Origin of the sequence: Streptomyces vilmorinianum (assembly GCF_005517195.1) — a bacterium.
Lineage (GTDB): Bacteria > Actinomycetota > Actinomycetes > Streptomycetales > Streptomycetaceae > Streptomyces > Streptomyces vilmorinianum.
Window position 1 is genome coordinate 2478739 of record NZ_CP040244.1, and the last position, 26381, is coordinate 2505119.

The following is a 26381-nucleotide window of genomic DNA, read 5'->3' on the forward strand; positions in this document are numbered from 1 at the left end:
GTTCCCCCGGACGTGAACGACAAGAGCCCAACCGGCAGGTGGCAGCCTGCCAGTTGGGCCCGGTCGGGGGAAACTCGGCGATCGTGGGATCAGTGGTCGTCCCAGTGGTTGCCGTGCGCCGCGTGCCGGTGCCCGTCGTGTACGTAGTCGATGTGGTCGCCGTGCGTGACGGCGGTGTGGCCGCAGTCCGGCCCGTGCGTGTGGTCGGGGTGGGTGTGCTGGACGTGGGACGTGGGCTCGCACTCGTCCCAGTGTCCGCCGTGCTGACGGTGCAGGTGACCGTCGTGGGCGTAGTCGACATGGTCCCGGTGGGCGACGGCGGTGTGCCCGCACGACGGGCCGTGGGTGTGCGCGTGGGGGGTGGGGTGCTCGTGGTGGAGAACGGTCATGACATCGCCTCTGTGAGGGGGAGTGACCACCTCAGGCTAGTCCGAAATGTCTATCTCGTCCTTGTTTCATCCGGGCTTCGGCGCGCAGCCCACGCGCGCGGCGCGGCCCCGCGGCACCGCCCGGGGGAATCCGGCTTGCGGGGCGCGGGACCCGCCCTGATCGTTCGGGGTATGAAGGCGATCAGCTACAGCCGGTACGGCGGACCCGAAGTGCTCGAGTACGGCGAGCGGCCCGACCCCAAGGTCGGCCCCGACGACGTCCTGATCAAGGTACGCGCGGCCGCCGTGAACCCCGTCGACCGGAAGGCCCAGGCCGGCTACCTCGACGGGATGATGGACGCCGTCTTCCCGGTCATCCCCGGCTGGGACGTCTCCGGGGTCGTCGTCCAGCCCGGCATCTCCGTCACCGAGTTCACCGTCGGCGACGAGGTCATGGGCTACGTCCGCGAGGACTTCCTCTCCCGCGGCACCTTCGCCGAGTACGTCGCCGCCCCGGTCCGTACCCTCGCCCGCAAGCCGCGCACCATGGGCTTCGAGGAGTCCGCGGCCCTTCCGCTGGCCGGTCTCACCGCCTACCAGGTGCTCCATCAGGCGCTCGCGGTCCGCTCCGGCGAGACGGTCCTGGTGCACGCGGCGGCCGGCGGGGTCGGCTCCATGGCCGTCCAGATCGCCCGCCACCACGGCTGCCGCGTCATCGGCGCGGCGCGCGAGCCGGGCCAGGACCGGATCAAGGAGCTGGGCGCCGAGCCGGTGGTCTACGACGAGCACACCTTCGCCGCACAGATCCGCGCCCTGGCCCCGGAGGGCGTGGACGCCGCCTTCGACACCATCGGCGGCCCGTTCCTCAAGATGACCGCGGACGTCCTGGCCCCGGAGGGCCGCCTGGCCTCGGTCGCCGACGGCGAGGTCATCAGCCTCGGCGGCCGCTACTTCTGGGTCCGCCCCGACTCCCAGGACCTCGCCGCACTCGCCGGCCTGGCCGAGGACGGGGTCCTGTCGGTACGGGTCGCGCGGACCTTCCCGCTGGAGCAGGCCGCCGACGCCCAGCGCGCCAACGCCGAGGGCGGCCTGAACGGCAAGGTCGTCGTCACCGTGGAGTGGCCGGAGTGATCCTCAGAGCACCACCGCGACGGCCAGCGCCGCCAGCGCGACCGTGCACGCCGCCGCGAACAGCGCGCCCCGGCGCGAGAGCGGCCCCGGACGCGCCGCGTCCAGGGCGTGGATCCGGCGGTGGGCGACGGCGAGGAAGCCGACCCAGACCAGCGCCGTCAGCGCCGCCCCCGCGAGCCCCGCCGCCGTGACCTCGTCCCGGATCGCCGACTTCGCGGCAAGCACCGCCACGATCGTGCACGTCAGCGTCGTACGGCGCCACGCGAGCCGCGTCCGCTCCGGCTGCAGTCCCGGATCCCGGGCCGGCATCACCGCCTGCGTCACCGCCCGGTCCAGTCGAAGAGGATGACCAGGACCATCGCCAGCGCCACCACGGCGACCGCGAGACTCAGCACGGTCGGGAACCGCGACACCGGCAGGTCCTCCCCGCGCCGCATCGCCCGCTCGCACCGCACCCAGTGATTCACCGCCCGCAGCGCGCACAGCACGCCCGCGCCGAGCAGCGCGAGCGCGAACCCGACCCGTACCCCCCAGCGCAGATCCGGCAGGAACTGGTCGACCGCGAAACCGCCGCCGACGAGCGCGAGCGCCGTCCGGATCCAGGCGAGGAAGGTGCGCTCGTTGGCGAGCGAGAACCGGTAGTCCGGAGTCTCACCCTCGTCCCGGATCCGCTGCGGCGCGAACCACAGCCGCAGACTCTGTACGAAGCTACTCACCCGGGCACCTTAACCGCCGCTCCCTCACCCGGCCCGGCGCGCCCGCAGCCGCTCGTACGCGTCCAGGCCGTCCGGCACCCACGTCCACTCCCCGGGGGCCAGTCGCGCGACCACCTCCGCCTCGGGCAGGAAGGCGTGCCACGCGACCTCCTCCGCCTGCGGGTTCACCGGCAGCTCGCAGCGCACCCGGTAGACGGCCGACCACCACTTCCCGGCGACGCCTCCGGAGTCGTACAGGAACGTGAAGAGCGGCTCGGGGCGCGGCAGACCGGAGACCCCCAGCTCCTCCTCGGCCTCGCGCAGCGCCGCGTCGTCGTACGACTCGCCCGCGCCGACGACCCCGCCCACGAACATGTCGTACATCGACGGGTAGACCAGCTTCCCGGGCGTGCGCCGGTGCACGAAGATCCGGTCCTGGGCGTCCCGTACCTGGATGAACGCGCAGCGATGGATCAGGCCGCGCGCGTACACCTCGGCGCGCGGGGCCTGTCCGACGACGTTGTCGTCCTCGTCGACGACGTCCAGGATCTCTTCGGCGGGGTTCGTCATTCCGCCATGAAATCACTGACCCATGACGTACTTCACCGTCGGACCGGTGGTCCAGCCGCCGTCCACGGCCAGCTCCGCGCCCGTCACGTACGAGGCCGCGTCCGACAGCAGGAAGACGACCGCGCCCGCGATCTCGGGCGCCTCGCCGACCCGCCCCATCGGGGTGTTCGGGTACCTGCCCTCACCGCGCTCGATGCCGACGGCCGCGGTCATCGGGGTGTACGTCATCCCCGGGTGGACCGAGTTGACGCGGATCCTCGCCGTGCCCAGCTCCACCGCGCCGATCTTCGTCAGGCCGCGCACGCCCCACTTCGAGGCGCCGTAGCCCGCGGTCAGCGCCAGGCCCATCAGCCCGGCGGCCGAGGAGATGTTGACGATCGAGCCGCCGCCCGCCTCCCTCATCGCCGGGATCGCGGCCTTCATGCCGATGAAGACGCCGGTCAGGTTGGTGTCGAGCACCTTGCGGAAGCGCTCGACGGACTCGGTCTCCAGAAAGGCGCCGGTGGCTGTCCCCGCGTTGTTCACCAGACCGTGCAGGGCGCCGAACTCGGCGACCGCGTACGCGACGGCCGCGGCCCACTCCTCCTCGGAGGTCACGTCGTGGTGGAGGAAGCGCGCCCGCTCACCGAGTCCGGCCGCCGTCGCCTTGCCCTCGTCGTCCAGGACGTCCGTGACCACGACGTTCGCGCCGGCGGCGACGGCCTGGCGTGCGGCCTCCGCGCCCAGGCCGCGGGCGCCTCCGGTGATCAGGACGGTCTTGCCGGTCAGGTCGTTCATGAAAGGTCCCTTCGGGTCGTGGGCAGCGGGGCCCGCAGCAGGGCGGTGGTGGTCTCGACGAGGTCGGCGAGGAAGAGCGGCTGACTTGTGAGCGGCTCGGTTCCGTCGAGGTACTGCCGAGCCCGGTCGGCCAGGGCCGCGCCGACGACCGTGAGCGCCAGATCCAGCCGCTCCAGGCGCATGGGTTCCGGCAGGCCGGTCAGACAGGCCTCGACCCGCTCGATCAGGCGCCAGTACACGGTGCCGTCGAGCGTGGGATGGGGGGTGCGGGTGCGCACACCGCTCTCGTGGCTGAGCTGGGCGGAGATCCGCAGACAGCGCCGGCCGCGCTCGGTGCGCAGCTCGCTCGCCTCGGCGGTGACCAGAGCGCCGATCAGCGCGCGCAGCTCGTCGGGGTCGGTCTCGGGGTCGGTCTCGGGGTCGGTCTCTGGGTCGGCCTCGGGTGCGGCGGCCGCGAGGAGCGGGTCGAGGACCTTCTCCGTACGGGCCTGGCGGCCGGCCATCACCGCGTCGAGGAGCCCGCCGCGCGAGCCGAAGTGGTACTGCACGGCCGAGGGGTTGGCCTGGCCGGCCAGGGCGACGATGTCGCGCAGCTGGGCGCCGTGGACGCCCTGGGCGGCGAAGATCTCCTCCGCCGCGCGGATCAGCTTCTCCCGGGTCTCGGGCCCCGATGTCCTCGCCATGAGCGCCACGTTAATGCCCGGCATTAGAAAACGGGAGGGATCTGCTCGGGTCCGGACGGTTGACTCGATACATTCGTGTATCCAAGATTCGGTCCATGTCGTACGACGCTGATGTGATCGTGATCGGAGCCGGCCTCGCCGGGCTCGTGGCCACCGCCGAACTCGTGGACGCCGGGCGCAGCGTCATCCTGCTCGACCAGGAACCCGAGCAGTCGATCGGCGGCCAGGCCCACTGGTCCTTCGGCGGCCTCTTCCTCGTGGACTCGCCCGAGCAGCGCCGCATGCGGATCAAGGACAGCCATGAGCTCGCGCTCCAGGACTGGTTCGGCACCGCCGGCTTCGACCGGGCCGAGGACCAGTGGCCGCGCCGGTGGGCGGAGGCGTACGTCGACTTCGCGGCGGGCGAGAAGCGGTCCTGGCTGCACGCGCGCGGGGTGCGCTTCTTCCCGGTGGTGGGCTGGGCCGAGCGCGGCGGTTACGACGCGAACGGGCACGGCAACTCGGTGCCCCGCTTCCACATCACCTGGGGCACCGGCCCCGGCATCGTCGCGCCCTTCGAGCGCCGGGTCCGCGAGGGCGTCGCCGCCGGCCGGGTCCAGCTCCGCTTCCGCCACCGGGTGACCGGCCTCGGCCGTACCGCCGGAGCCGTGGACACCGTCAGCGGCGAGATCCTGGAGCCCTCCACCGCCGAGCGCGGCACCGCGAGCAGCCGGGAGGCCACCGGCGCCTTCGAACTCCGGGCCCAGGCGGTGATCGTCACCTCGGGCGGCATCGGCGGCAACCACGACCTCGTACGCAAGCAGTGGCCGGACCGGCTCGGCACCCCGCCCGCCAAGATGCTCTCCGGCGTGCCCGCCCATGTCGACGGGCTGATGCTCGGCATCGCCGAGGAGGCCGGGGCGCACCACATCAACCGCGACCGGATGTGGCACTACACCGAGGGCATCGAGAACTGGAACCCGATCTGGGCGAAGCACGGCATCCGCATCCTGCCAGGACCGTCCTCGCTCTGGCTGGACGCGCGCGGCCGCCGGCTGCCCGTCCCGCTCTTCCCCGGCTTCGACACCCTCGGCACGCTCGAACACATCATGCGCACCGGCCACGACCACACCTGGTTCGTGCTCGACCAGCGCATCATCGGCAAGGAGTTCGCGCTCTCGGGGTCCGAGCAGAACCCCGATCTCACCGGCAAGTCGATCCGTGACGTCATCAGCCGGGCGCGGGCGGACGTGCCGGGCCCGGTGAAGGCGTTCATGGACCACGGCGTCGACTTCGTCGTGGAGAAGGACCTCGCCGCCCTCGTCCGCGGCATGAACGCGCTCACCGACGAGCCGCTCATCGACGAGGCGGAGCTGCGCCGCGAGATCACCGCGCGCGACCGGGAGATCGCCAACCCCTTCACCAAGGACCTTCAGGTCACGGCGATCCGGGGCGCCCGCAAGTACCTGGGCGACAAGCTGATCCGTACGGCGTCCCCGCACCGGATCCTGGACCCCAAGGCCGGTCCGCTGATCGCCGTACGCCTGAACATCCTCACCCGGAAGTCGCTCGGCGGTCTGGAGACGGACCTGTCCTCCCGCGTCCTGACCGAGGGCGGACAGGTCCTGGAGGGGGTGTACGCGGCGGGTGAGGCGGCCGGGTTCGGCGGCGGAGGCGTCCACGGCTACCGCTCCCTGGAGGGCACCTTCCTCGGCGGCTGCATCTTCTCGGGCCGCGCGGCGGGCCGGGCGGCGGCGAAGGCGGTGGGGTAGGCGGTGGGGTAGGCCTTCTCTTTCGGACTCTTTCGGGCTCTTTCGGATCACTCGATCACTCGGATCACTCCCACGGGCGTGCGATAGGTTGCCCGCCATGCCTGGACTTGGACCCGTCGCCTGGCCACCTGCCCCCATAAGGACCGAACGGCTCGTGCTCCGCGAGTCCGAGGCCCGAGACCGTGCGGCGTTCGTCGAGCTGTTCGCATCGCCCGAGGTGGGCACCTACATCGGTGGCCCTCGCCCGCGCGACGAGCTCGCCCGCGCGATGCCCGAGGTGCCCGGGCGGCGCCCTGGCCTTTTCGTGATCGATCTCGACGGAGCGATGATCGGCACGGTCACGCTCGATCGGCGCGAGGCGGGGCGTCCGGGCCACGTCCGTCCGGACGCCGCGCAGGCCGAGCTCGGTTACATGTTCCTGCCGGAAGCGTGGGGACGCGGTTACGCCGCCGAGGCGTGCGCAGCGGCACTCGACTGGTTCGCCGACGTACTCCCCGACGAGCCGGTGGTGCTCCGCACCCGGACCGCCAACGCCCGCGCGATGCGCCTCGCGGCGAAGTTGGGGTTCACCGAAGTGGAGCGGTTCGAGGAGTACGGCGCCGAGCAGTGGCTCGGCGTGCGGTCGTAGCGGGTGGCCAGGCCCCGCCCGCACCTCAAGGAGCCTGAAGCAGTTCCACCACCCGGAAGCGCTCCGCCACCACCACCGTCGAGTCGTCGACCGTGAAGTCCGGGTCGCCCAGCGCCTCGCGCATCTCCTCGGAGTGCCAGAAGCGCTCATGAGCGGCCCGCCACTGCGCCACCGACGTGTACCCCTCGCCCTCGTCGAGCGCGTGCTGGAGGTCGATCCGGCCGAGCGGCAGGACGCGTACCTCCGTCACCTCCACGACCGCGACCGCGCGCCCGTCGGAGTCGATCAGCGCGGAGCGCTCGCCCACCTCGGGCAACTCCTCCTTCTCCGCCTCCCATTCGGCGTACAGGCCGGTCGTCGAGACCTTCTCGCCCGAGAGCACGGCGGCGACGAGCTGGTCCCGCAGGGGTCCGGGGAAGGCGAGCAGAAAGGGCTTGAGCGCGTGAGGGCCGGTCATGGCCGACAGTCTGTCAGCCATGACCGGCCCTCGCCGCGGGATTCGGCTGCCCGGTCACAACACCAGGGACAGCAGCAGGACGAAGACGATGCCGACGACCGAGATGATCGTCTCCATCACCGACCAGGTCTTGATCGTCTGGCCGACGCTCATCCCGAAGTACTCCTTGACCATCCAGAAGCCGGCGTCGTTCACATGACTGAAGAAGAGCGAACCGGCGCCGATCGCAAGCACCAGAAGCGCCGTCTCGCTCGTGCCCATGCCCTCGGCGAGCGGGGCCACCAGGCCGGCAGCCGAGATCGTCGCCACCGTCGCCGAGCCCGTCGCGAGCCGGATCGCCACCGCGATGAGCCAGCCGAGCAGCAGGGCCGGTATCGACCAGTTCTCGGAGAAGTCCAGGATCATCTGGCCGACGCCCACGTCGATCAGGGTCTGCTTGAAGCCGCCGCCCGCACCGACGATCAGCAGCACGCCCGCGATCGGGGCGAGGGACTTCTCGACGGTCGAGGAGAGCCGCTGCTTGGTGAAGCCGGCCGCGCGGCCGAGCGTGAACAGGCCGACGACGACGGCCGCGAGCAGCGCGATCAGCGGCGAGCCGATGACGTCGGTGACCTTCTGGAGGCCGTTCTCCTTGTCGTCCACGACGATGTCGACCAGTGCCTTGACCAGCATCAGGACGACGGGCAGCAGCACGGTGGCCACGGTCGCGGCGAAGCCGGGGCGCTTCTCCAGGTCCTCCGACGGACGCGCCGGAATCATGTTCTCCGGGGCCGGGATGTCCACCCAGCGGGCGGCGTACCGGGAGAAGAGCGGACCGGCGATGATCACGGTCGGGATGGCGACCAGGACGCCGAGCGCGAGCGTGACGCCGAGGTTGGCGCCCAGCGCGTCGATGGCGACCAGCGGGCCGGGGTGCGGCGGGATCAGACCGTGCATCACCGACAGACCGGCCAGGGCGGGGACGCCGATCCGCATCAGCGAGTAGTTGCCGCGCTTGGCGACCAGCAGGACCACCGGGATCAGCAGCACGATGCCGACCTCGAAGAAGAGCGGCAGTCCGATGACGGAGGCGATCAGCACCATCGCCCAGGGCATCGCCCGGCCGCTCGCCTTGGCGAGGATCGTGTCGACGATCTGGTCCGCGCCGCCGGAGTCGGCGAGCAGCTTGCCCAGGATCGCGCCGAGCGCGATCAGCACGCCCACACCGGCGACGGTCTTGCCGAGGCCCACGGTGAAGGAGTCCATGGTCGCCGCGAGCGGGGCCCCGGCGAACGCGCCCAGGGCCAGCGACCCGATCGTCAGGGCCAGGAAGGCGTGCAGTTTGAACTTGGTGATGAGCAGGACGATGACGGCGATGCCCGCGAGCACGGCGATGCCGAGCTGGACGTTGCCGGCCGAGGTGATGGGCTCGACGGCGTCCGCTGCCAGCATCTCGACGCTGAGACTGGTCACGGTGGTTCCTCAGGGGACGGGGGTGGGGAGAAAAGGAACGGAGGTACGGACGTACGGACCTACGGAAGTGACGTACGGACCTACGGAAGTACGGAGGGGTACGCAGGTACGGGGGTCAGCCGGCGAACCGGCGCAGCGCGGCGACGGCCCTGGCGGCGATCTCCTCGGGCGAGCCGGAGACGTCGACGGCGACACCGGCCTCGTCCTCCTGCAGCGGCTGCAGGGTGGCGAACTGCGAGTCGAGCAGCGCCGTCGGCATGAAGTGACCCCTGCGCTCGGTCATCCGCCTCTCGATCAGCTCGCGGTCGCCGGTCAGATGAAGGAAGACCACGCCCGGTGCGGCCGCCCGCAGCCGGTCCCGGTAGATCCGCTTCAGGGCGGAGCTGCTCACCACACCGCCGAGCCCGGCCCTGTCGTGCGCCCACCGCCCGATCGCGTCGAGCCAGGGGCCACGGTCCGCGTCGTCCAGCGGGATGCCGGCCGACATCTTGGCGACGTTCGCCGCCGGGTGGAAGTCGTCGCCCTCGGCATAGGGGACGCCGAGCGCGTCCGCGACCAGCGGACCGATGGTCGTCTTGCCGGTGCCGGCGACGCCCATCACGACGACGACCTGATGGGCCGTCGGGGAGGTGGTGCTCATGGGTGGTGCCTCGCTGTCTTCTTCGACATCGATCTCGCGATTCCGTCGCGCTCATGAAACCCATTGGGTACGACGTATTCAAGACCCTGTGACATTAAAGTCATACTTTTTGTTCCCGATCTTGGTGCGCGCGTAGGCTGACCCCCATGACGACACCGGCCCAGGGGCTTCATCCGCACGTCCTCGCCACCCTGGGTCTCGCGATCACCGCGGGGGAGTACCCGCCCGGCAGTGTGCTGCGCACCGACGAGCTCGCCCAGCGCTTCGATGTCTCCCGGACGGTTGTCCGCGAGGTCGTCCGCGTCCTGGAATCCATGCACCTGGTCGAGTCGCGACGCCGCGTCGGTGTGATCGTCCTGCCGACGGCGCAGTGGAACGTGTACGACCCCCAGGTCATCCGCTGGCGCCTGGCCGGCGCCGACCGCCCCCGTCAGCTGCGCTCGCTCACCGTGCTGCGCTCCGCGGTCGAACCCGTCGCGGCCGGACTCGCCGCCGTCCACGCCACCCCCGAGCAGTGCCGCGAGCTGACCGAGCAGGCGCTCGGCATGGTCGCCACCTCCCGCGGACGGCAGCTGGAGGCGTACCTCGTCCACGACATCGCCTTCCACCGGGTCGTCCTCAACGCCTCCGGCAACGAGATGTTCGCCCGGCTCGGCGACGTGGTCGCCGAGGTGCTCACGGGCCGCACGCACCACCAGGTGATGTTCGAGGATCCCGACCCGGCCGCCGTCACCCTCCACGTCCAGGTCGCCGAGGCGGTACGGGAGAGGGACGCCGCCCGCGCCGAGGAGCTCACCCGCCAGATCGCGGTCGGCGCGCTCAAGGAGCTGGACGTCCTCGCCCCGTAGCGGCGGCGCCTCTCGCTCCGGAACCTCTGAAGTAGCTCAAATCTGGGCGAGCAGTGACATTGGCCACTGCCCGCAACCTCGTCTTGCGGTGAGGATGTCCGCTGGCCGAGAGCGGGAGGAGACCCCCTCCGCGCGGCCGGGTACCGCACAACCCTCCCCCTCACGAAGGCGAACAACTCCATGAGTGACCGCATCGCTGCGGCCGACACGCTGTCCGCCGCGCCGCCGGCCTCCACGGCGACGGCGTCCCCCCACGTCGACGCCGGTGACGCCGGATACCGCAAGGACCTCAAGTCCCGGCACATCAACATGATCGCCATCGGCGGCGCGATCGGGACCGGCCTCTTCCTCGGCGCCGGTGGCCGCATGGCCAACGCAGGACCGTCCCTCTTCATCGCGTACGCGGTCTGCGGCGTCTTCGCCTTCTTCGTGGTGCGGGCCCTGGGTGAGCTGGTCCTCTACCGCCCCTCCTCCGGCGCGTTCGTCTCCTACGCGCGTGAGTTCATGGGCGAGAAGGGCGCGTACACGGCCGGCTGGCTCTACTTCCTCAACTGGTCGACCACCGCCATCGCCGACATCACCGCGGCCGCGACCTACGCCCACTTCTGGGCCATGTTCAGCGACGTCCCGCAGTGGATCCTCGCCCTGATCGCCCTCGCGGTCGTCCTCGCCGCCAACCTCATCTCGGTGAAGTACTTCGGCGAGATGGAGTTCTGGTTCGCGATCATCAAGGTCGGCGCGCTCGTCGCCTTCATGCTGATCGGCATCTTCCTGGTCGTGACCTCGCACGACATCGGCGGCCACACCCCGGGCCTGTCCACCATCACCGACAACGGCGGCATCTTCCCCAGCGGTGTCATGCCGATGCTGCTGCTGATCCAGGGCGTCGTCTTCGCCTACGCCTCCGTCGAGCTGTGCGGCGTCGCCGCCGGCGAGACCGAGAACCCCGAGAAGATCATGCCGAAGGCGATCAACTCGATCATGTGGCGCGTGGGCCTCTTCTACGTCGGTTCCGTCGTCCTGCTCGCGCTGCTGCTCCCGTACACCGCGTACTCCGGCGACCAGAGCCCCTTCGTCACGGTCTTCGACAAGCTGGGCATCCCCGGCGCCGCCGGCGTGATGAACCTGGTCGTCCTCACCGCCGCGCTCTCCAGCCTGAACTCGGGTCTCTACTCGACCGGCCGGATCCTGCGCTCCATGTCGCTGTCGGGCTCCGCGCCCAAGTTCACCGGCGTCATGAACAAGGGCGGCGTGCCCTACGGCGGCATCCTGCTCACCGCCGCCTTCGGTGTCCTCGGTGTCGGCCTGAACTACCTGATGCCCGGCGAGGCCTTCGAGCTCGTGCTGAACTTCGCCTCCATCGGCATCATCGGCACCTGGGCCATGATCATGGTCTGCTCGCTGCTGTTCGTGAACCGCTCCAAGGACGGCCGGGTCACCCGCCCCGGCTACCGGCTGCCCTGGGCCCCGTACACCCAGATCGTCACGCTGGTCTTCCTCGGCTCGGTCCTGGTCCTGATGTGGATGGACGGCGGCATCAGCCGCACCACCGTGAACTGCCTCCCGCTCATCGCGGCCCTCCTGGTCGGCGGCTGGTTCCTGGTCCGGGGCCGGGTCCGCGCGACCGCGGCCGCGCACAAGGGCTGACACCCCCTCCGTACCGTCGGACGACGAGACCCCCGCAGGCGCGACCTGCGGGGGTCTCGCCCGTTGTCAGGAGATAGTGGTACCCAAGAGCCTTACAAAGAAGGGGTGTCTGCCATGCCGCAACACGTCCAGGGGGTCATCGCCCCCGGAAGGAACGAGCCCGTACGGGTCGAGACGATCGTCGTCCCCGATCCCGGACCCGGCGAAGCGGTCGTGAAGATCCAGGCGTGCGGGGTCTGCCACACCGACCTCCACTACAAGCAGGGCGGCATCAACGACGACTTCCCCTTCCTCCTCGGCCACGAGGCGGCCGGCGTCGTCGAGTCGGTCGGCGCGGGCGTCACCGACGTGACCCCCGGCGACTTCGTGATCCTCAACTGGCGTGCGGTGTGCGGCACCTGCCGGGCCTGCCTGCGCGGCCGCCCCTGGTACTGCTTCGACACCCACAACGCGCGGCAGAAGATGACGCTGGCCTCCACCGGCCAGGAACTCTCCCCGGCCCTCGGCATCGGCGCCTTCGCCGAGAAGACCCTCGTCGCCGCCGGCCAGTGCACCAAGGTCGACCCGTCCGTCGCCCCCGAGGTCGCCGGACTCCTCGGCTGCGGCGTCATGGCCGGCATCGGCGCCGCGATCAACACCGGCGACGTCGGCCGCGGCGACACCGTCGCCGTCATCGGCTGCGGCGGCGTCGGCGACGCGGCCGTCGTCGGCTCCCGCCTCGCCGGCGCGGCACGGATCATCGCCGTCGACATCGACGACCGCAAGCTGGAGACCGCCCGCTCCATGGGCGCCACCCACACCGTCAACTCCCGCTCCACCGACCCCGTCGAGGCGATCCGCGAGCTCACCGGAGGCTTCGGCGCCGACGTCGTCATCGAGGCCGTCGGCCGCCCCGAGACGTACGAGCAGGCGTTCTACGCGCGCGACCTGGCCGGCACCGTCGTCCTCGTCGGCGTCCCCACCCCCGAGATGAAGCTCGAACTCCCGCTCCTCGACGTCTTCGGCCGCGGTGGCGCGCTCAAGTCCTCCTGGTACGGTGACTGTCTGCCCTCCCGTGACTTCCCGATGCTCATTGACCTGCACCAGCGGGGCCGCATCGACCTCGGCGCGTTCGTCACCGAGACCATCGGACTCGGCGACGTCGAGAAGGCCTTCGCCCGCATGCACGAGGGCGACGTCCTGCGCTCGGTGGTGGTCCTCTGATGACCGCCCGCATCGACCACCTCGTCACCTCCGGCACCTTCACCCTCGACGGCGGCACCTGGGACGTCGACAACAACGTGTGGATCGTCGGCGACGACACGGAGGCGATCGTCATCGACGCCGCCCACGACGCCACCGCCATCCTCGCCGCGCTCGACGGCCGTACGCTGCGCGCGATCGTCTGCACCCACGCGCACAACGACCACGTCGACGCGGCCCCGGCCCTCGCCGCCGCCACCGGCGCCCGGATCCTGCTCCACCCCGACGACCAGCCCCTGTGGAAGCTGACGCACCCCGACCACAGCCCCGACGGCGAACTCGCCGACGGCCAGACCCTGACCATCGCGGGGACGGACCTCAAGGTCCTGCACACCCCCGGTCACGCACCCGGCGCGGTCTGCCTGTACGCCCCCGACCTCGGCACCGTCTTCACCGGCGACACCCTCTTCCAGGGCGGCCCCGGCGCGACGGGCCGCTCCTTCTCCGACTTCCCCACCATCGTCGGCTCGATCCGCGACCGACTGCTCACCCTCCCGCCCGAGACGGTCGTCCGCACCGGCCACGGCGACACCACCACCATCGGCGCCGAGGCCCCGCACCTGGAGGAGTGGCTCAGCCGAGGCCACTGAGCCGCAGCCGGCTCTCGAAACGCAGCTCCGAGCCCGAGACCGGGTCGGTGAACTCCAGCGTCCGCGCGAGCAGTTGCAGCGGACGCGCGAAGTCCTCCGGCCCGTCCTCGCGCACCACGGGATAGACCGGATCGTGCAGGATCGGCAGCCCGAGGGCGTTCATGTGCACGCGCAGCTGATGGGTCCGCCCGGTCGCCGGAAGCAGCCGGTACCGCCCGAGCCCGCCGCGCCGCTCGACCAGCTCGATCCGGCTCTCACTGTTCGGCTCGCCCGGCTCCTCCCGGGCGGCCATCACCCCGCGCTCCTTCACGATCCGGCTGCGCACCGTCACCGGCAGCGCGACCGCCGGGTCGTACGCCGCCACCGCCTCGTACTCCTTGCCGACCAGCCGGTCCCGGAACAGCGTCTGGTACGCGCCCCGGTCCCCGGCCCGCACGACGAACAGCACAAGCCCGGCCGTCAGCCGGTCGAGCCGGTGCGCGGGCTGCAGCTCCGCCAGCCCCAGCTCCCGGCGCAGCCGGGCCAGCGCCGTCTCGGTCACATGCCGCCCGCGCGGCATCGTGGCGAGGAAGTGCGGCTTGTCGACGACCACGATCCGCTCGTCCCGGTACACGATCCCGATCTCGAAGGGCACCCGCTCCTCCGGCGGAAAGTCCCGGTGGAACCACAGATGCATCCCGGCCCGGTACGGCTCGTCCTCACCGACGGCCCCGTCCACCCCCACGAACCGGCCGTCCCGCACCATCTCCTCGACCCGCCCATCCCCGATCGCGCCCCCGAACCGCGCCACAAGATGCTCCCGCACGGTCCCCCAGACCCCCGCGGGATCCTCCGGCAACCGCACCCGCACCGGATCGATCCCCTCCCGCTGCGGCAGGGGCGCACCAGGCGTCTTCGTTCTCCGTCTCACCGCTCCACGGTAACGAGCGCCGCGGCCTCCTCGATCTCCGGTACGGCGGGCGGCGGGCCACCGTCCCAGTGCGGGCTCGCCACGACCAGCTTCGCCCGGAGCTCCTCCGCCAGAGCCCGGCGCTCACGGGCCGTCGGCGCCAGGGCGATCCGGCGGCCCCAGCGGACCGTGTCCACCACCGCGGACTTCATCGCCTCATAGGCGAGATAGAACTCGAGATCCGCCCGCCAGCCCGTACGGCACACGGCGGGAGCCGCCCGCTCCCAGCCCGCCAGGACCCGGTGCCGGTCCGCCACCGTGTACGCCGTCTTGTGCAGATGATCGGCCAGGTCGTACACCGGGTCGCCCCAGAGGGCGAGCTCCCAGTCCAGGAAGGCCACCCCGGCCCGGTCGGTGAGGATCATGTTCTTGCGGTGGATGTCGGCGTGCAGCAGGCGAAACGGCCGCTCGGACAGATCCCGCACCGCCCGCTCGGCCAGGAGACCACACGGGTCCGCCGGGACGCCCAGCGCCTCGTACAGCGAGTCCAGCTCCGCGTCCGCCCGCCCGCGTACCTCCCCGACGAAGGCCAGGAGCCGCAGGGCGAATCCCTTCGTGTCGCCGTCACCGGGCCAGTCCGCCGGCACCGCCGGGAGGGCGGAGAACGGGACGCCGAGCATCTCGCCGAAGAGCCGCTCGACACCGTCGATGACCGCGTCCGGCAGCGGCTTGCCGTCCGGCGCGAGCTCGTCGACCCTGCGGCCCTCGACGAACTCGTGGATCTGGAAACCGGGGTCCGTGCCGGCGTGGATCAGCCGCGGCGCCTGGGAGACGTACGGGCGGATCGCCTCGAGCACGGCGGACTCCGGCCAGAGCGTGAGATCCATGGGCTCCTCGGTACCGGGCCCGGGGGTCCGCACCAGTACCGGCCCCGAGTCCGCCTCCACCCGGACGTTGCGGTTGTAGAACCCGGCCAGCGCGCTCGTGCTCGCGCGTGCCTCTTCGTAGAGAGCTAGGGCGTCCATGGCTGTCTCTCTACCCACGGCGCCAGCGTCCGATCGACCCGTTCCCGCGTCATCTCCGGGGGAGCGCCCCACACGGCCCGGGCGACATTGAGCTTGCGCGCGAGGCGGCCCGTGAGGAAGTCGCGCAGTGCCCGGTCGGCGCCGACGAGCTGCTTCGAGTAGCGGACCGTGTCGACGATCGCGGACTTGATGCGCTCATGCGCGAGATACAGGTCGAGGTCCGCCGCCGGCCCCGCCGTGGACGACGCCGGCAGACGGGCCCGCCACTGCCGGAGGACCTCGTCCCGCTGCCCGTCCGGATAGTCCATCTTGTGGAAGTGGATGCCGATCTCGTACAGCGGATCGCCCCACAGCGCCAGCTCCCAGTCGAGGAACCAGGTCAGCCCGCCGGAGACGATCATGTTCTTGCGGTGGAGGTCGGAGTGCAGGACCGCGAAAGGCCGCGAGGTGAGCCCGTCCCACCACGGCTCGACGACGGCGAGCGGCTCCGCCGGGATGCCGAAGTCCTCGAAGACGGCGGCGTACTCGTCCCGGTGGGTGTCGTACACCTGCTGCGTCAACGCGGCCAGCCGTCGGCCGAAGCCGCCGCAGTCGCCGGAGGCCGGCCAGTCGGCGGGCAGCGCCGGAGCCTTCTCGAGGGGGATGCGGACCAGCTGGTCCATCACGCCCACCACATCCCCGATCACGTGCGCGGGGACAGCGCTGCCCCGGGGCGAGAAACTGTCGAGCACCCGCCCCTCGATGAAGTGGTGGACCTGGAAGCGGGGATCCGGAGAGACGTACCGCAGCTCCGGGGCCTGTCCGACGTACGGCCGGATGCAGGCCAGCACCTCCTCCTCACGCCATACGCGTACGTCCATGGTGTCCGCGGCCGCGAGAGGAATGCGGACGTTGACCTTCCCCTCGGCGGTCCACACCCCCACATTGCGGTTGTAGTAGCCGGCCGCGGACTCGTCCGACTCCCGTGCCCGTTCGTAGAGTTCCAGCCAGTTCACGCGGTCACCTCGAGGAACCTCGACAGGACGGAGTCCGTACGCCGCCGCAGCTCGTCCAGCGAGCCGAGCGGCCGTACGGCGGGGCGCGCCCGCTCCGCCACGGCCGTCAGCTCCGGGTCGCCCAGGTCGAGCCGCTCGGCGACACGGTGAATCGCCAGGATCAGCGAGGGGTAGACCTCGCACGCCTCGAACTCCCGGGCGGCGTGCAGGAGCAGCTCGCCCGCCGCCCTCCGGTCTCCCTCCCGCAGCAGCAGAAACGCCCGGAACATGTCCGCCCGCGCCCGGCCCGAGCGGTAGCCCGCCCGGTCGAGGGCGGTGTTGGCGTTGAGGAACGAGGACGCGGCCCTCTCGTACTGGCCCAGCCGGGTCTGGGCCATCGCCATGGCCGTGTACGCCTTGCCGATCTCGTGCTGGGCGCCGAGGTCACGCTGGACCTCCAGGGCGGCCGAGGCCGCGTCGACGGCGGCCGCCGGATCCGTGAAGGCGTACAGCTCGGCCCAGTTGGTCCGGACGTTGGCGAGGCCGACGATCGCGTTCGCCGCCCGGTACTCGGACTCCGCCTCGGCCAGCAGCCGCGCCGAGCTGTCGAAGTCCATCAGGAACCGGTGCCCGAGGTGCATCAGCCGCTTCAGGTCGCCCCGGATCACCCTGTCCCCGGGCGAACAGATCCCGTGCACCTCCTCGGCCAGCGCGAACGCGCCCCGGAAATCTCCCTGCCACATGCGGATGTCGGCGACGCAGTACCCGGCCGCCGGCCGGGCCGCGCCCTCGTGCTCCGCCCAGACGCGCTCGAAGATCGACGCCGCCAGGCCGCTCTCCCCGGCGATGCGCCGGGCGTTCGCACCGGCCAGGGCGAGCCGCGCGGAGACGAGGGCGCGCACGGGGCGGTCCAGGCGGGGGACGAGGCCGATCGCACCGGCCGTGTCGCCGAGCTCCAGCTTCGATTCCGCGTCGAGGCAGTCCGCCGCGTCGCGCAGGCCGGCGAGAGCCTCCCCGCGCCCGTCCCCGTCCGGGCCCCCGTCCGGGCTCCCGGCCGAGCCCGCGAGGTGATCACGCAGGTCCTTCACGATGCCGTCGACGGCCTGTCTGCCGTTCAGCGCGACGGCCCGGTCGGCGTGCCGCTGGATCTGCTCCGGCGTGATGTCCGCGGCGTGCAGCCCGTGGTAGACCGCCTCGCGCAGGGGCGAGAGACGGGCCATGCCGGAGGTGCGTCGCGTCCCGTTCTCCATCCGGTCGGCCAGGCTCTCCCAGTGGTCCCGCAGCGTGCCGTGGACATGCCGCTGAACCGTGGGCGAGAGGTGGCGCTGCAGCGCCCTGATCATGAGCTGGTGCAGCCGGTACCAGCCCTCGGGCAGCGGATAGGCGAACGAGTAGGCCGTGAGCGACTCCCAGACCAGGACGTTGGCGGGCAGGTCGAAGGCCCGCCCGATGGCCTGGAGCACACCGAAGTCGAAGGTCCGGGCCACACTGAGCAGCTCGAGGATCCGCACCTCGTCAGGGGAGACGTGCTGGAGGAAGCGCTGGACGATCTCCTCCGAGGTCGCCGCGTGCTCCGGCCGGGCCGGGTTCTGCAGATGGGTGTCGACCGCGAGGTGCAGATAGAAGGGGAGACCCTCACTGGCCTCGGCGATCGACCGCTGCCGTGGAATCTCCGTGATCCCGGCCTGCGCCAGCAGGTCCAGCCGGGCCGCCATGGGCAGCCCGTCGACGTCCGCCCGGCGGATCACCGACTCCCATTCCGGGTCGTACGCCGCCCAGCGCAGCGCCTCGCGGCTGGCGAGCACCGTGAGGCCACCGTGGAGCTGACCCAGCAGGTCGCGCAGCCAGGCGTCGGAACCGTAGCTGCGGCCACCGGGCAGCGGCGTGGGCACCAGCGCCTCGTAGGCGTCGACGTACACGACGTACGGCCGCTCCGTCGCCGAGGCCCGCAGTTCCTCGGTGAAGAGATACGTGACGGCGTGCCCCAGCTCGGCGTTGCTCAGGCTGTCGAGCTCCAGGAGCGTGGGATCGGACTCGATCCGCTGGCGGCGCTGCCGGTTCTTGATCGCGCGCCCGGTCAGCCGTACGAGCCCTGCCGCCGTACCGAAGACGGGCAGGCCCATCGCGTCGTCGAGGATCTTGGAGAGGATGTCGCTCTCCTCGGCGAAGGGGGTGTTCTTCGGGTTCAGCTGCAGCTGTGGGTGCACCCGCTGCCACAGCACCGCGTAGGCGATGTCGAACCGGTCGAACTGCACACCCTGAGCCCCGAGTTCCATGCGGAGCACGGCGAGCGCGTCCTCCTGCTGGCGCATGGTCGGCAGCTGCAGATCGAGGTGGGCGGTCCGGCAGCTGTCGGGCGTACGGTTGCGTAACTCCTGGAGCAGCCTCGACTTGCCGATACCACCGACGCCGACCACGTTCAGGATCCGGGGACCGCCCTCGCCGACGGCGCGCAGCTCCTCGTCATAGGCCGAGAGCAGGCCCTCCCGGTTGAAGAACTTCCGCTGCAGGGCCGACACCCGTCGGTACTGCGGTCTGATGGGCATGGTGGCATTCCCCCTGTGTCGCCGTGCGCATGCGAGGGCAGGCTAGCGGGATCCGAGGGGTGCTGAAAGGGAGATCCGGGGGAGACCGGGGGCGCCCGGGAGCGCAGAAAGACCCCACATCGCTGTGGGGCCTTTCGCTGGTGTCCGAGGGGGGACTTGAACCCCCACGCCCGATAAAGGGCACTAGCACCTCAAGCTAGCGCGTCTGCCATTCCGCCACCCGGACAAGGTGTCTGTCTTTCCGGCCGCTGGGCCGTTCCGACGTGGAAAACCATAGCAAACATTCGGGGTGGTCGATCACCACCCCCGGTCCGGGCGGAACCGTGTGACAGCCGCATGTCGGCCGGTGGCCGCCCTTGGGTCCCGGGGGCGGGCGCGGGAGGATGGGGGCGACCACCAGCAAGCACGTGGGGCACGTAGTGGGAGGAAGCAGCGTGAGCGAGTCGAACACGGCCCGGGGTGTCAACGGCGAGAATGCCGAGAATGAGGTCGTCGACCTCTGTCGCGACCTCATCCGCATCGACACCAGCAACTACGGAGACCACTCCGGCCCGGGCGAGCGAGCGGCGGCGGAGTACGTCGCCGAGAAGCTCGCGGAGGTCGGGCTCGAGCCGAAGATCATCGAGTCGCACAAGGGGCGGGCCTCCACCGTCGCCCGTATCGAGGGCGAGGACCCCTCCCGGCCGGCCCTGCTCATCCACGGCCACACCGACGTCGTGCCGGCCAATGCCGAGGACTGGACCCACCACCCCTTCTCCGGCGAGGTCGCCGACGGCTGTGTCTGGGGCCGGGGCGCGGTCGACATGAAGGACATGGACGCGATGACCCTCGCGGTCGTACGGGACCGGATGCGCAGCGGCCGCAAGCCCCCGCGCGACATCGTCCTCGCGTTCCTCGCCGACGAGGAGGCGGGCGGCACCTACGGGGCCCGGCACCTGGTCGACAAGCACCGGGGTCTCTTCGACGGGGTCACGGAGGCGATCGGCGAGGTCGGCGGCTTCTCCTTCACCGTCAACGAGAACCTGCGGCTCTACCTCGTCGAGACGGCCCAGAAGGGCATGCACTGGATGCGGCTGACCGTCGAGGGCACGGCCGGCCACGGCTCGATGACCAACAACGACAACGCCATCACCGAGCTCTGCGAGGCCGTGGGGCGCCTGGGCCGCCACACGTGGCCCGTGCGGATGACCAAGACCGTACGGTCCTTCCTGGACGAGCTCTCGGACGCGCTGGGCACCCCCCTCGACCCGGAGGACATGGAGGCCACGCTCGCCAAGCTCGGCGGCATCGCCAAGATGATCGGCGCCACGCTGCGCAACTCCGCCGCCCCGACCATGCTCGGCGCCGGGTACAAGGTCAACGTCATCCCGGGGCAGGCCACGGCCCATGTCGACGGACGGTTCCTGCCCGGTTACGAGGAGGAGTTCCTGGCCGACCTCGACCGGATCCTCGGTCCGCGGGTCAGGCGCGAGGACGTGCACGGGGACAAGGCCCTGGAGACCAGCTTCGACGGCGACCTCGTCGACGCGATGCAGCTGGCCCTCAGGGCGGAGGACCCGATCGCCCGGGCCGTGCCGTACATGCTCTCGGGCGGCACCGACGCCAAGTCCTTCGACGACCTCGGCATCCGCTGCTTCGGCTTCGCGCCGCTCCAGCTGCCGCCGGAGCTGGACTTCGCCGGGATGTTCCACGGCGTGGACGAGCGGGTGCCGGTGGACGGCCTGAAGTTCGGCGTCCGCGTCCTCGACCGGTTCATCGACGCTTCCTGAGTCCGCCTGAGTCCGCCCGTTCCGGTAATCGCCCGCACGTACGCATGTGACCGGAAAGAGTGAATGCGCTCATAGGCTCGTAGCCCCATTACCTCCCCCTCGTTACAGGTCATGCGGTCCGCGGCTGGGGCCGCATTGCCAACAAGGAGGAATAATGATCAAGAAGGTCGTCGCTGCTGCGGCTGCCACCGGCGGTCTCGTTCTCGCGGGTGCGGGCATGGCCGTTGCCGACGCGGGTGCCCAGGGTGCCGCTCTGCACTCCCCGGGTGTGCTCTCGGGCAACGTCGTTCAGGTGCCGGTTCACGTCCCCGTGAACGTGTGCGGCAACACGGTCTCCGTGATCGGGCTGCTGAACCCCACCTTCGGCAACACCTGCGTCAACGCCTGACGTTGTGCCTCGACCCGTGAGGGTCTGAGCCGGGCCGGCCTCGGAGTGCGTGCCATGCACTCCGGGGCCGGCGGGCATTTCCGCCCCGGGCAAGGCGCCCGGTGGCCCTCTTCTTGAAGCCTAGAAGGCAGAAGCCGAGAAGGCAGGAAACGAGCTATGCGACAGGTCACGCGCAAGGGCCTCATCACCGTCGCGGCCGCGGGCGGCGTATTCGCCGCCCTCGGTGGCGGCTACGCGCACGCCGATTCGGGTGCGAACGGTACGGCCTCGAATTCCCCGGGCGTCGCGTCCGGCAATTCCGTCCAGGTCCCGGTCCATGTGCCGGTCAACGCGTGCGGAAACACCATCAGTGTCATCGGGGTGCTCAACCCCGCGTTCGGAAACACGTGCGCCAACGTCTCGCCGTCGGGTGGCGGCGGTTCGTCGGCCGAGGGCGGCGCCGGCAACTCGCCGGGCGTCGGTTCCGGCAACAACGTGCAGGTGCCGGTCGACGTCCCGGTCAACGCGTGCGGGAACAGCGTCAACGTCATCGGTGTCGGCAACTCGGCGTCGGGCAACGAGTGCGGCAACGGCATCGAGCCGACCACGCCGGGCCACCCGGGCGAGCCGGGCAACCCCGGAAACCCGGGCAACCCCGGTAACCCCGGAAACCCGGGCACGCCCGGCACTCCTGGTAACCCGGGCACGCCCGGCACTCCGGGGACCCCGGGCAACCCGGGTGACTCCGGCGAGCCCGGTGAGCCCGGCGGCCCCGGCACGTCCGCCGGTCCGAACACGCCCGGTACGCACACGATCACGCAGCCCGAGGCGACCGAGGAGCTCGCGGAGACCGGCGCCGGACCGCTCGGCGTGGTCGTCCCGGTCGGCGCGGGCCTGCTCCTCGCCGGCTCCGTGCTCTACCGCCGCGCCCGCCGCTCCGCCTAAGGACGGCAGCGCAACGCGCAGGGGCCCCGCTCGGCGGGGCCCCTTGTCATGTCACCAGGTGGCGCGGACCTGACGGATGATGCGCCGGCGCAGCCGCACCCTGCGGCTGCCGTCCCGGCGCAAGGTCAGGCGGTCCAACTCCCAGTGCCCGTACTCGGCATGGTCGGTCAGAAGCCGCGTCGCCTCCTTGCGGGAGACACCGCGCGGCACGTACACGTCGACAAATTCGTATTCCGGCATCGCATCTATTGTGCGGGCAGAGGCCCGGTACGGATAGCGTGCGTCCCATGTCTGATGCTGCGCAGCCCACCGCTGCCGAGGTACGTGCCGCCGCCGAGGCGGTCAAAGCCGCACTGGACCGTCACCTCGAGGCGGTCGAGCGCCGCTCGGGGGACGACGACCCGGCCGTCTACGAAGCCTTCAACGCCCTCGCCGCGGCGGCGGAGGCGTACGACGAGCGGCTCTACGACCGGTACGACGAGGTCACGCCCTTCGAGATCCCCGGCGCCGACGACTCCCTGCCGCCCTACGCCGGACCCGAGGAGCCGCACGCGCTGAGCGTGCTGATCCGTCGCGACTACGCCGTGGTGGAGCCGCAGCGCCTGCTCGCCCAGGCCCAGCGCATCGCCGATCTGGACAGCGACGAGGAGCCCTCGGAGACGACCCCGGTCGTCGGTGCCAGCACCCACGCGGCGCTCGGCGTCCTCTTCGGCGAGTACGAACCGGACGAAATCGCCTCACGGCACAAGGAGTTCGGTCTGGAGGAGGGCGACTCCACCCTCTGGGTCTCGGCCGCCGAGGAGCTGCCGGAGCCGGGGGAGTGGCTGGCCGCTCCCTTCGAGCAGGCGGATCCCGAGCGGATCGTCTGCCGCTTCGACGTCAGCGCGGTCTTCGACGACGAACTGGACGACGACGTGCAGGACCAGGACGCCTGATCCTTACGTACGGTGGAGGGCGGGGCACCGTACGTGTGCCCCGCCCTCCGTCGTACCGCCACTGGCGCGGGGGCTCAGTCCTCCGAGGCCGCCAGGAGGGTCTCCAGGAGCGGTCGCAGCCGGGTCGTACGGTCCTGGGACGCGCCTTCGGCCACCGCACGCGGCAGCGCCTGGTCCACGCCGTGGACGACCGACAGATGACGCTCGCCCCGGCCGAAGGCCGTGTACACCCAGGCCCGGCTCAGGCCCTGGGCCGCGTCGCCCGGCAGCACCACGACCGCGGCGGGCCAGCGCATCCCGGCCGCCTGGTGCGCGGTGAGCGCCCAGCCGTGCCGCAGCGCCGACTCCACCCGCTCCTTCGGTACGACGAGCTTCTCGCCCGCGCACTCCAGCCACAGGCCCTCCGCGTCGGCGGAGACGACCGTCCCGGTCACCGTCCGCCCCGGGGCCGGCACATACGCCACCCGGTCACCCGGGTCGAAACCGCCGAAGCGGCCGGGGCCGGGGTTGAGGCGCTGCTTCAGCGCCGCGTTCAGCGCGCGGGTGCCCGCCGAGCCGCCGTGGCCGACCGTGATCACCTGCGTCTGCTCGGCCGGCACGCCGATCGCCCGCGGAACGGAGTCGGCGACCAGCTGGACCGTGCGGTGCACGGCCTCGCCCGCGTCCCGGACGGGGACGATCACGACCTCCTTGCCGGGGGCGTCCACCTGGTTCAGCTCGCCGATGCCGATGCCCGAGACCAGCTCGCCGATCGGACCGGGGTCGGGAACGCGGGAGGCGATCTGCGGGCACACCCGGGCCGCCAGCACGTCCGCGAACACCCGGCCCGCGCCCGCGGACCCGAGGACACCGGGGTCGCCGCTGAGCACCAGACGGCAGCCGTCGGGCAGGGACTCCACGAGCATCGCGGCGCTCTCGACGTCCAGCTGCGGCGCGTCGAGGACGACCAGCACGTCCAAGGCGAGGGCGCCCTCCTCGTCGCGGCCCGGTCCGGCCGCGCCGGACAGCAGGGCCGCGACCGTGAGCGCGGGCGCGCCGAGGCGACGCACCCCGTTCTCGCTGTGCACCGCCAGCGCGACCCGCAGGCCACGCTCCCGGGCGGCCGCGGCGAGCGCGACCGGCTCGCTGCGGGCGGCCTCGCCGCCGGTGTGCAGGACCAGGCCGTTCGCCCCCGCCGCGCGGACCAGCTCCGGGCCCTCCCAGGTCTCCGGGGTGACGGTCTTGACCAGCCGGGCGAGGCCGTCGGCCAGGCTCTCCTCCGCGAGGGCGTACCGGTCGAGGCCGAGCAGGACGGGAACGCCGGGGCCCTCCGGGACGGCAGTCTCCCCGCCCTCGCCCTCGACCCCCTCCTCGGGCTCCTCCACGCCCTCGTCCCCGGGCTCCTCCTCCTGGAACACCAGCACCGCGCCCTCGGAGACCGCCTCCCGGACGGCCTCGTCCGGGTCCGGCACCGACAGCTTGGCGAGTCCGGCCCGCACGTCCGTGTCCTCCAGGGCCGTGTGCCCCTTCAGCGCGGCCCGCTCCAGCAGCCAGGCCACCAGGGCGACGGCCCGGCGCGGATCGCCGGGGCCGCACTCGGCACCGAGCAGGGCCCGGGCGAAGCCGTCCGCGTGCTCCGGCTGGACCCCGGGCACCGAAAGCAGGCGCCAGGGGTCCTCGCGGAGCGCCTCGGCGGCGCCCTCGCCGAGCACCGTGGCGACCTGCCTGGTCAGCGACTCGGGCGCCCCACCGCGCGCGAGGACCTCCCGCACGGCGGCCAGCGTCTCGGGGGCGGCCGACGGCCCCTTGACCGCGGGCCGCACCGTCGTGGCCGGCGCCGTCGCGATCTGCGCAGCCCCAGCCCCAGCCCCAGCCCCAGCCCCAGCCCCAGCCCCAGCCGCAGACGAAGCCGCGGCCGTGGGCTCGGGCCGCCGGGGCGCGGGCTCCGGCGCCTCGAAGAACGCGCTGCCCGACGTCGTACCGCTCTCCACGGCCCGTACCGCCGCGAGCAGATCGGCCGCCGTGCCGCTGAGCTTGGCGCCCGCCTCGACCGGCCCTTCCTTCTCGGCCTTGCGCTGTTCGATCCTGGCCCGCAACTCCCGCTGCGCGGCCAGCTCCGCCTGTGCCTCGGAGAGCGCGGCGGCCTCGGCGGCCTCGGCGCTCCCGTCCGCCGCCGTATCGCCGCCGGCACCGGCGGAGTCGTCTTCGGCCGCGCCGGGCCGGGACTCGGCGTCCTCGCTGTCGGGCGACGGCCCGGCAGCCTCCGAACCGAGCCCCGCGTCCGGGTCGCCCACGCCCGTCGACGACCCGTCTCCGTCCGCCGGCGGGGCCTGCGTGGGCCCCGGGGTGGCGGCGGTGCCGTCGACGGCCTCGGCGGGCTCGTCCCGCGAGGGGTCTCGCTCGGTCACAGGGTGCTCCAGTCCTGATCCGGATAGCGGTGCACGGGCGCCGACACATCGTCGAGCGCCCGGCAGATCTCGTCAGGAAGACTAAGGCTCTCCACTGACAAAGCGGCCGTGAGCTGCTGCGCGTTGCGCGCGCCGACGATCGGCGCGGTCACCCCCGGCCGGTCGCGGACCCACGCGAGCGCCACCTGGAGCGGCGTCGCCGCCAGCCCGTCCGCCGCCGTCGCGACCGCGTCCACGATCCGGCTCGCGGCCTCGTCCAGATACGGCTCCACGAACGGCGCCATGGTCTCCGAGCCGCCCCGTGAGTCCGTCGGGGTGCCGTGCCGGTACTTGCCCGTCAGCACCCCGCGTCCCAGCGGCGAGGACGGCAGCAGTCCTATCCCCAGGTCCAGCGCGGCGGGCAGCACCTCCCGCTCGACGCCCCGCTGCAGCAGCGAGTACTCCATCTGCGTCGCCGCCAGCCGCGTCCGCGCCGCGCCCACCGCGCCGAGCTGCCAGGTGCCGGCCTTCGCCAGCTGCCACCCGCAGAAGTTCGACACCCCCACATACCGGGCCCGCCCGCTGCTCACGGCGATGTCCAGGGCCTGGAGGGACTCCTCGAGAGGGGTGTGGGGATCGAATGCGTGCAGCTGCCACAGATCCACGTGGTCGGTGCCGAGGCGGGCCAGTGAGGCGTCGAGCGCGGCCAGCAGATGGCCGCGCGAGCCGTCCATCCGCCGGTCGGGGTCGGGCACGCTGCCCGCCTTCGTGGAGACGACCAGCTCACGCCGTGGCACCAGCCGCTCCATGAGTTGCCCGAGCAGGAACTCGGCCTCGCCCCCGCCGTACACGTCCGCGGTGTCGACCAGCGTGCCGCCCGCTTCCCAGAACGCCTTCAACTGGTCGGCGGCGTCATGCTCGTCGGTGTCCCGGCCCCAGGTGAGGGTGCCGAGCCCGATCCGGGACACGCGCAGGCCGGTACGGCCGAGATGCCTCTGCTCCATGGGCGCGAGATTACTGGCCAAGACCCCACGCGGAGAGAGCCTGTGGACAACCTCCCCCTGACGGATCCGGCACCCGCGCGCT

27 protein-coding genes and 1 tRNA gene are annotated in these 26381 nt (G+C 71.8%); 11 read left to right on the forward strand and 17 right to left on the reverse strand.

Annotated features, from left to right (window positions below; translation table 11 throughout):
- Positions 1-89 precede the first annotated feature (89 nt).
- On the reverse strand, positions 90-389 hold the full coding sequence (locus FDM97_RS11555) for a hypothetical protein (protein WP_137990322.1): 300 nt from the start codon (positions 387-389) through the stop codon (positions 90-92).
- A 171-nt stretch (positions 390-560) separates the two neighbouring features.
- On the opposite strand from FDM97_RS11555, the gene FDM97_RS11560 reads away from it, so the two are divergent.
- Positions 561-1499: an NADP-dependent oxidoreductase gene (locus tag FDM97_RS11560; protein WP_137990323.1), complete on the forward strand. Its 939-nt coding sequence runs from the start codon at positions 561-563 to the stop codon at positions 1497-1499.
- A 3-nt stretch (positions 1500-1502) separates the two neighbouring features.
- On the opposite strand, the gene FDM97_RS11565 is transcribed toward FDM97_RS11560, so the two are convergent.
- From FDM97_RS11565 to FDM97_RS11585, 5 genes are read right to left on the reverse strand one after another with little or no spacing between them, the layout of a single operon-like run.
- Positions 1503-1808 (reverse strand): DUF202 domain-containing protein, encoded by a 306-nt coding sequence (locus tag FDM97_RS11565; protein ID WP_137994777.1) that lies wholly within the window; start codon positions 1806-1808, stop codon positions 1503-1505.
- A gap of 11 nt (positions 1809-1819) precedes the next feature.
- Positions 1820-2215 carry a YidH family protein gene (locus tag FDM97_RS11570; protein ID WP_137990324.1) on the reverse strand — a complete coding sequence of 132 codons (396 nt, stop codon included), beginning with the start codon at positions 2213-2215 and terminating at the stop codon, positions 1820-1822.
- A gap of 24 nt (positions 2216-2239) precedes the next feature.
- On the reverse strand, positions 2240-2764 hold the full coding sequence (locus FDM97_RS11575) for an NUDIX hydrolase (protein WP_137990325.1): 525 nt from the start codon (positions 2762-2764) through the stop codon (positions 2240-2242).
- A 12-nt stretch (positions 2765-2776) separates the two neighbouring features.
- Positions 2777-3541 carry a glucose 1-dehydrogenase gene (locus FDM97_RS11580; protein WP_137990326.1) on the reverse strand — a complete coding sequence of 255 codons (765 nt, stop codon included), beginning with the start codon at positions 3539-3541 and terminating at the stop codon, positions 2777-2779.
- The gene (locus FDM97_RS11585) at positions 3538-4224 is read right to left on the reverse strand and encodes a TetR/AcrR family transcriptional regulator (protein WP_137990327.1); all 687 of its coding nucleotides are present in this window, start codon (positions 4222-4224) and stop codon (positions 3538-3540) included. Before FDM97_RS11585 ends, FDM97_RS11580 begins: the two co-directional genes overlap by 4 nt.
- 95 nt (positions 4225-4319) lie before the next feature.
- On the opposite strand from FDM97_RS11585, the gene FDM97_RS11590 reads away from it, so the two are divergent.
- Both FDM97_RS11590 and FDM97_RS11595 read left to right on the forward strand, forming a co-directional pair.
- Positions 4320-5975 (forward strand): FAD-binding dehydrogenase, encoded by a 1656-nt coding sequence (locus tag FDM97_RS11590; RefSeq protein ID WP_137990328.1) that lies wholly within the window; start codon positions 4320-4322, stop codon positions 5973-5975.
- A gap of 97 nt (positions 5976-6072) precedes the next feature.
- Positions 6073-6603 (forward strand): GNAT family N-acetyltransferase, encoded by a 531-nt coding sequence (locus FDM97_RS11595; protein ID WP_137990329.1) that lies wholly within the window; start codon positions 6073-6075, stop codon positions 6601-6603.
- Positions 6604-6628: 25 nt separating this feature from the next.
- Here the strand turns inward: FDM97_RS11595 and FDM97_RS11600 are convergent, their stop codons facing one another.
- The 3 genes from FDM97_RS11600 to FDM97_RS11610 form a co-directional block, all read right to left on the reverse strand.
- Entirely contained in the window at positions 6629-7060 is a 432-nt protein-coding gene (locus FDM97_RS11600; RefSeq protein ID WP_137990330.1) for an ASCH domain-containing protein, read from the reverse strand.
- Between the two features lie 54 nt (positions 7061-7114).
- Entirely contained in the window at positions 7115-8512 is a 1398-nt protein-coding gene (locus FDM97_RS11605) for a GntP family permease (protein ID WP_137990331.1), read from the reverse strand.
- Between the two features lie 115 nt (positions 8513-8627).
- Positions 8628-9152 (reverse strand): gluconokinase, encoded by a 525-nt coding sequence (locus FDM97_RS11610; protein ID WP_137990332.1) that lies wholly within the window; start codon positions 9150-9152, stop codon positions 8628-8630.
- Positions 9153-9298: 146 nt separating this feature from the next.
- On the opposite strand from FDM97_RS11610, the gene FDM97_RS11615 reads away from it, so the two are divergent.
- From FDM97_RS11615 to FDM97_RS11630, 4 genes are all read left to right on the forward strand, one after another.
- Positions 9299-10000: a FadR/GntR family transcriptional regulator gene (locus FDM97_RS11615; protein WP_137990333.1), complete on the forward strand. Its 702-nt coding sequence runs from the start codon at positions 9299-9301 to the stop codon at positions 9998-10000.
- 180 nt (positions 10001-10180) lie between these two features.
- Entirely contained in the window at positions 10181-11647 is a 1467-nt protein-coding gene (locus FDM97_RS11620; RefSeq protein ID WP_137990334.1) for an amino acid permease, read from the forward strand.
- 114 nt (positions 11648-11761) lie between these two features.
- Entirely contained in the window at positions 11762-12850 is a 1089-nt protein-coding gene (locus FDM97_RS11625; RefSeq protein WP_137990335.1) for an S-(hydroxymethyl)mycothiol dehydrogenase, read from the forward strand.
- Positions 12850-13479: an MBL fold metallo-hydrolase gene (locus FDM97_RS11630; protein ID WP_137990336.1), complete on the forward strand. Its 630-nt coding sequence runs from the start codon at positions 12850-12852 to the stop codon at positions 13477-13479. Before FDM97_RS11625 ends, FDM97_RS11630 begins: the two co-directional genes overlap by 1 nt.
- Here the strand turns inward: FDM97_RS11630 and FDM97_RS11635 are convergent.
- From FDM97_RS11635 to FDM97_RS11655, 5 genes are all read right to left on the reverse strand, one after another.
- Positions 13463-14389 (reverse strand): RluA family pseudouridine synthase, encoded by a 927-nt coding sequence (locus FDM97_RS11635; protein WP_137990337.1) that lies wholly within the window; start codon positions 14387-14389, stop codon positions 13463-13465. The genes FDM97_RS11630 and FDM97_RS11635 overlap by 17 nt on opposite strands.
- Positions 14386-15393 carry a phosphotransferase family protein gene (locus FDM97_RS11640; protein WP_175439094.1) on the reverse strand — a complete coding sequence of 336 codons (1008 nt, stop codon included), beginning with the start codon at positions 15391-15393 and terminating at the stop codon, positions 14386-14388. The genes FDM97_RS11635 and FDM97_RS11640 overlap by 4 nt, the downstream gene beginning before the upstream one ends.
- Positions 15381-16388, reverse strand: a complete 1008-nt coding sequence (locus FDM97_RS11645) for a phosphotransferase family protein (protein ID WP_175439095.1) — start codon at positions 16386-16388, stop codon at positions 15381-15383. The genes FDM97_RS11640 and FDM97_RS11645 overlap by 13 nt, the downstream gene beginning before the upstream one ends.
- Positions 16385-18913: a P-loop NTPase family protein gene (locus FDM97_RS11650; protein ID WP_137990340.1), complete on the reverse strand. Its 2529-nt coding sequence runs from the start codon at positions 18911-18913 to the stop codon at positions 16385-16387. The genes FDM97_RS11645 and FDM97_RS11650 overlap by 4 nt, the downstream gene beginning before the upstream one ends.
- A 138-nt stretch (positions 18914-19051) precedes the next feature.
- A tRNA-Leu gene (locus tag FDM97_RS11655) sits at positions 19052-19139 on the reverse strand.
- A gap of 208 nt (positions 19140-19347) precedes the next feature.
- On the opposite strand from FDM97_RS11655, the gene FDM97_RS11660 reads away from it, so the two are divergent.
- From FDM97_RS11660 to FDM97_RS11670, 3 genes are all read left to right on the forward strand, one after another.
- On the forward strand, positions 19348-20682 hold the full coding sequence (locus FDM97_RS11660; protein ID WP_137990341.1) for a M20/M25/M40 family metallo-hydrolase: 1335 nt from the start codon (positions 19348-19350) through the stop codon (positions 20680-20682).
- 154 nt (positions 20683-20836) lie between these two features.
- Positions 20837-21070 carry a chaplin ChpH gene (chpH, locus tag FDM97_RS11665; protein ID WP_137990342.1) on the forward strand — a complete coding sequence of 78 codons (234 nt, stop codon included), beginning with the start codon at positions 20837-20839 and terminating at the stop codon, positions 21068-21070.
- 156 nt (positions 21071-21226) lie between these two features.
- On the forward strand, positions 21227-21994 hold the full coding sequence (locus FDM97_RS11670) for a chaplin (protein ID WP_137990343.1): 768 nt from the start codon (positions 21227-21229) through the stop codon (positions 21992-21994).
- A gap of 51 nt (positions 21995-22045) precedes the next feature.
- On the opposite strand, the gene FDM97_RS11675 is transcribed toward FDM97_RS11670, so the two are convergent.
- Entirely contained in the window at positions 22046-22234 is a 189-nt protein-coding gene (locus FDM97_RS11675) for a DUF5703 family protein (protein WP_137990344.1), read from the reverse strand.
- Positions 22235-22281: 47 nt separating this feature from the next.
- Between FDM97_RS11675 and FDM97_RS11680 the strand changes: the two genes are divergently transcribed.
- On the forward strand, positions 22282-22929 hold the full coding sequence (locus tag FDM97_RS11680) for a hypothetical protein (RefSeq protein WP_137990345.1): 648 nt from the start codon (positions 22282-22284) through the stop codon (positions 22927-22929).
- 74 nt (positions 22930-23003) lie between these two features.
- Here FDM97_RS11680 and FDM97_RS11685 read toward each other — a convergent pair whose 3' ends face one another.
- On the reverse strand, positions 23004-25328 hold the full coding sequence (locus FDM97_RS11685) for a helix-hairpin-helix domain-containing protein (RefSeq protein ID WP_432816283.1): 2325 nt from the start codon (positions 25326-25328) through the stop codon (positions 23004-23006).
- Entirely contained in the window at positions 25313-26299 is a 987-nt protein-coding gene (locus FDM97_RS11690) for an aldo/keto reductase (RefSeq protein ID WP_137990347.1), read from the reverse strand. The genes FDM97_RS11685 and FDM97_RS11690 overlap by 16 nt, the downstream gene beginning before the upstream one ends.
- Positions 26300-26381: the final 82 nt, after the last annotated feature.

Bases quoted from the DNA above. Each gene is read 5' to 3' on its own strand.
- FDM97_RS11555 (WP_137990322.1), bottom strand. From the start codon at position 389: ATGACCGTTCTCCACCACGAGCACCCCACCCCCCACGCGCACACCCAC.
- FDM97_RS11560 (WP_137990323.1), top strand. From the start codon at position 561: ATGAAGGCGATCAGCTACAGCCGGTACGGCGGACCCGAAGTGCTCGAG.
- FDM97_RS11565 (WP_137994777.1), bottom strand. From the start codon at position 1,808: ATGCCGGCCCGGGATCCGGGACTGCAGCCGGAGCGGACGCGGCTCGCG.
- FDM97_RS11575 (WP_137990325.1), bottom strand. From the start codon at position 2,764: ATGACGAACCCCGCCGAAGAGATCCTGGACGTCGTCGACGAGGACGAC.
- FDM97_RS11580 (WP_137990326.1), bottom strand. From the start codon at position 3,541: ATGAACGACCTGACCGGCAAGACCGTCCTGATCACCGGAGGCGCCCGC.
- FDM97_RS11585 (WP_137990327.1), bottom strand. From the start codon at position 4,224: ATGGCGAGGACATCGGGGCCCGAGACCCGGGAGAAGCTGATCCGCGCG.
- FDM97_RS11590 (WP_137990328.1), top strand. From the start codon at position 4,320: ATGTCGTACGACGCTGATGTGATCGTGATCGGAGCCGGCCTCGCCGGG.
- FDM97_RS11595 (WP_137990329.1), top strand. From the start codon at position 6,073: ATGCCTGGACTTGGACCCGTCGCCTGGCCACCTGCCCCCATAAGGACC.
- FDM97_RS11600 (WP_137990330.1), bottom strand. From the start codon at position 7,060: ATGACCGGCCCTCACGCGCTCAAGCCCTTTCTGCTCGCCTTCCCCGGA.
- FDM97_RS11610 (WP_137990332.1), bottom strand. From the start codon at position 9,152: ATGAGCACCACCTCCCCGACGGCCCATCAGGTCGTCGTCGTGATGGGC.
- FDM97_RS11615 (WP_137990333.1), top strand. From the start codon at position 9,299: ATGACGACACCGGCCCAGGGGCTTCATCCGCACGTCCTCGCCACCCTG.
- FDM97_RS11620 (WP_137990334.1), top strand. From the start codon at position 10,181: ATGAGTGACCGCATCGCTGCGGCCGACACGCTGTCCGCCGCGCCGCCG.
- FDM97_RS11625 (WP_137990335.1), top strand. From the start codon at position 11,762: ATGCCGCAACACGTCCAGGGGGTCATCGCCCCCGGAAGGAACGAGCCC.
- FDM97_RS11630 (WP_137990336.1), top strand. From the start codon at position 12,850: ATGACCGCCCGCATCGACCACCTCGTCACCTCCGGCACCTTCACCCTC.
- FDM97_RS11640 (WP_175439094.1), bottom strand. From the start codon at position 15,393: ATGGACGCCCTAGCTCTCTACGAAGAGGCACGCGCGAGCACGAGCGCG.
- FDM97_RS11650 (WP_137990340.1), bottom strand. From the start codon at position 18,913: ATGCCCATCAGACCGCAGTACCGACGGGTGTCGGCCCTGCAGCGGAAG.
- chpH (WP_137990342.1), top strand. From the start codon at position 20,837: ATGATCAAGAAGGTCGTCGCTGCTGCGGCTGCCACCGGCGGTCTCGTT.
- FDM97_RS11670 (WP_137990343.1), top strand. From the start codon at position 21,227: ATGCGACAGGTCACGCGCAAGGGCCTCATCACCGTCGCGGCCGCGGGC.
- FDM97_RS11675 (WP_137990344.1), bottom strand. From the start codon at position 22,234: ATGCCGGAATACGAATTTGTCGACGTGTACGTGCCGCGCGGTGTCTCC.
- FDM97_RS11680 (WP_137990345.1), top strand. From the start codon at position 22,282: ATGTCTGATGCTGCGCAGCCCACCGCTGCCGAGGTACGTGCCGCCGCC.
- FDM97_RS11690 (WP_137990347.1), bottom strand. From the start codon at position 26,299: ATGGAGCAGAGGCATCTCGGCCGTACCGGCCTGCGCGTGTCCCGGATC.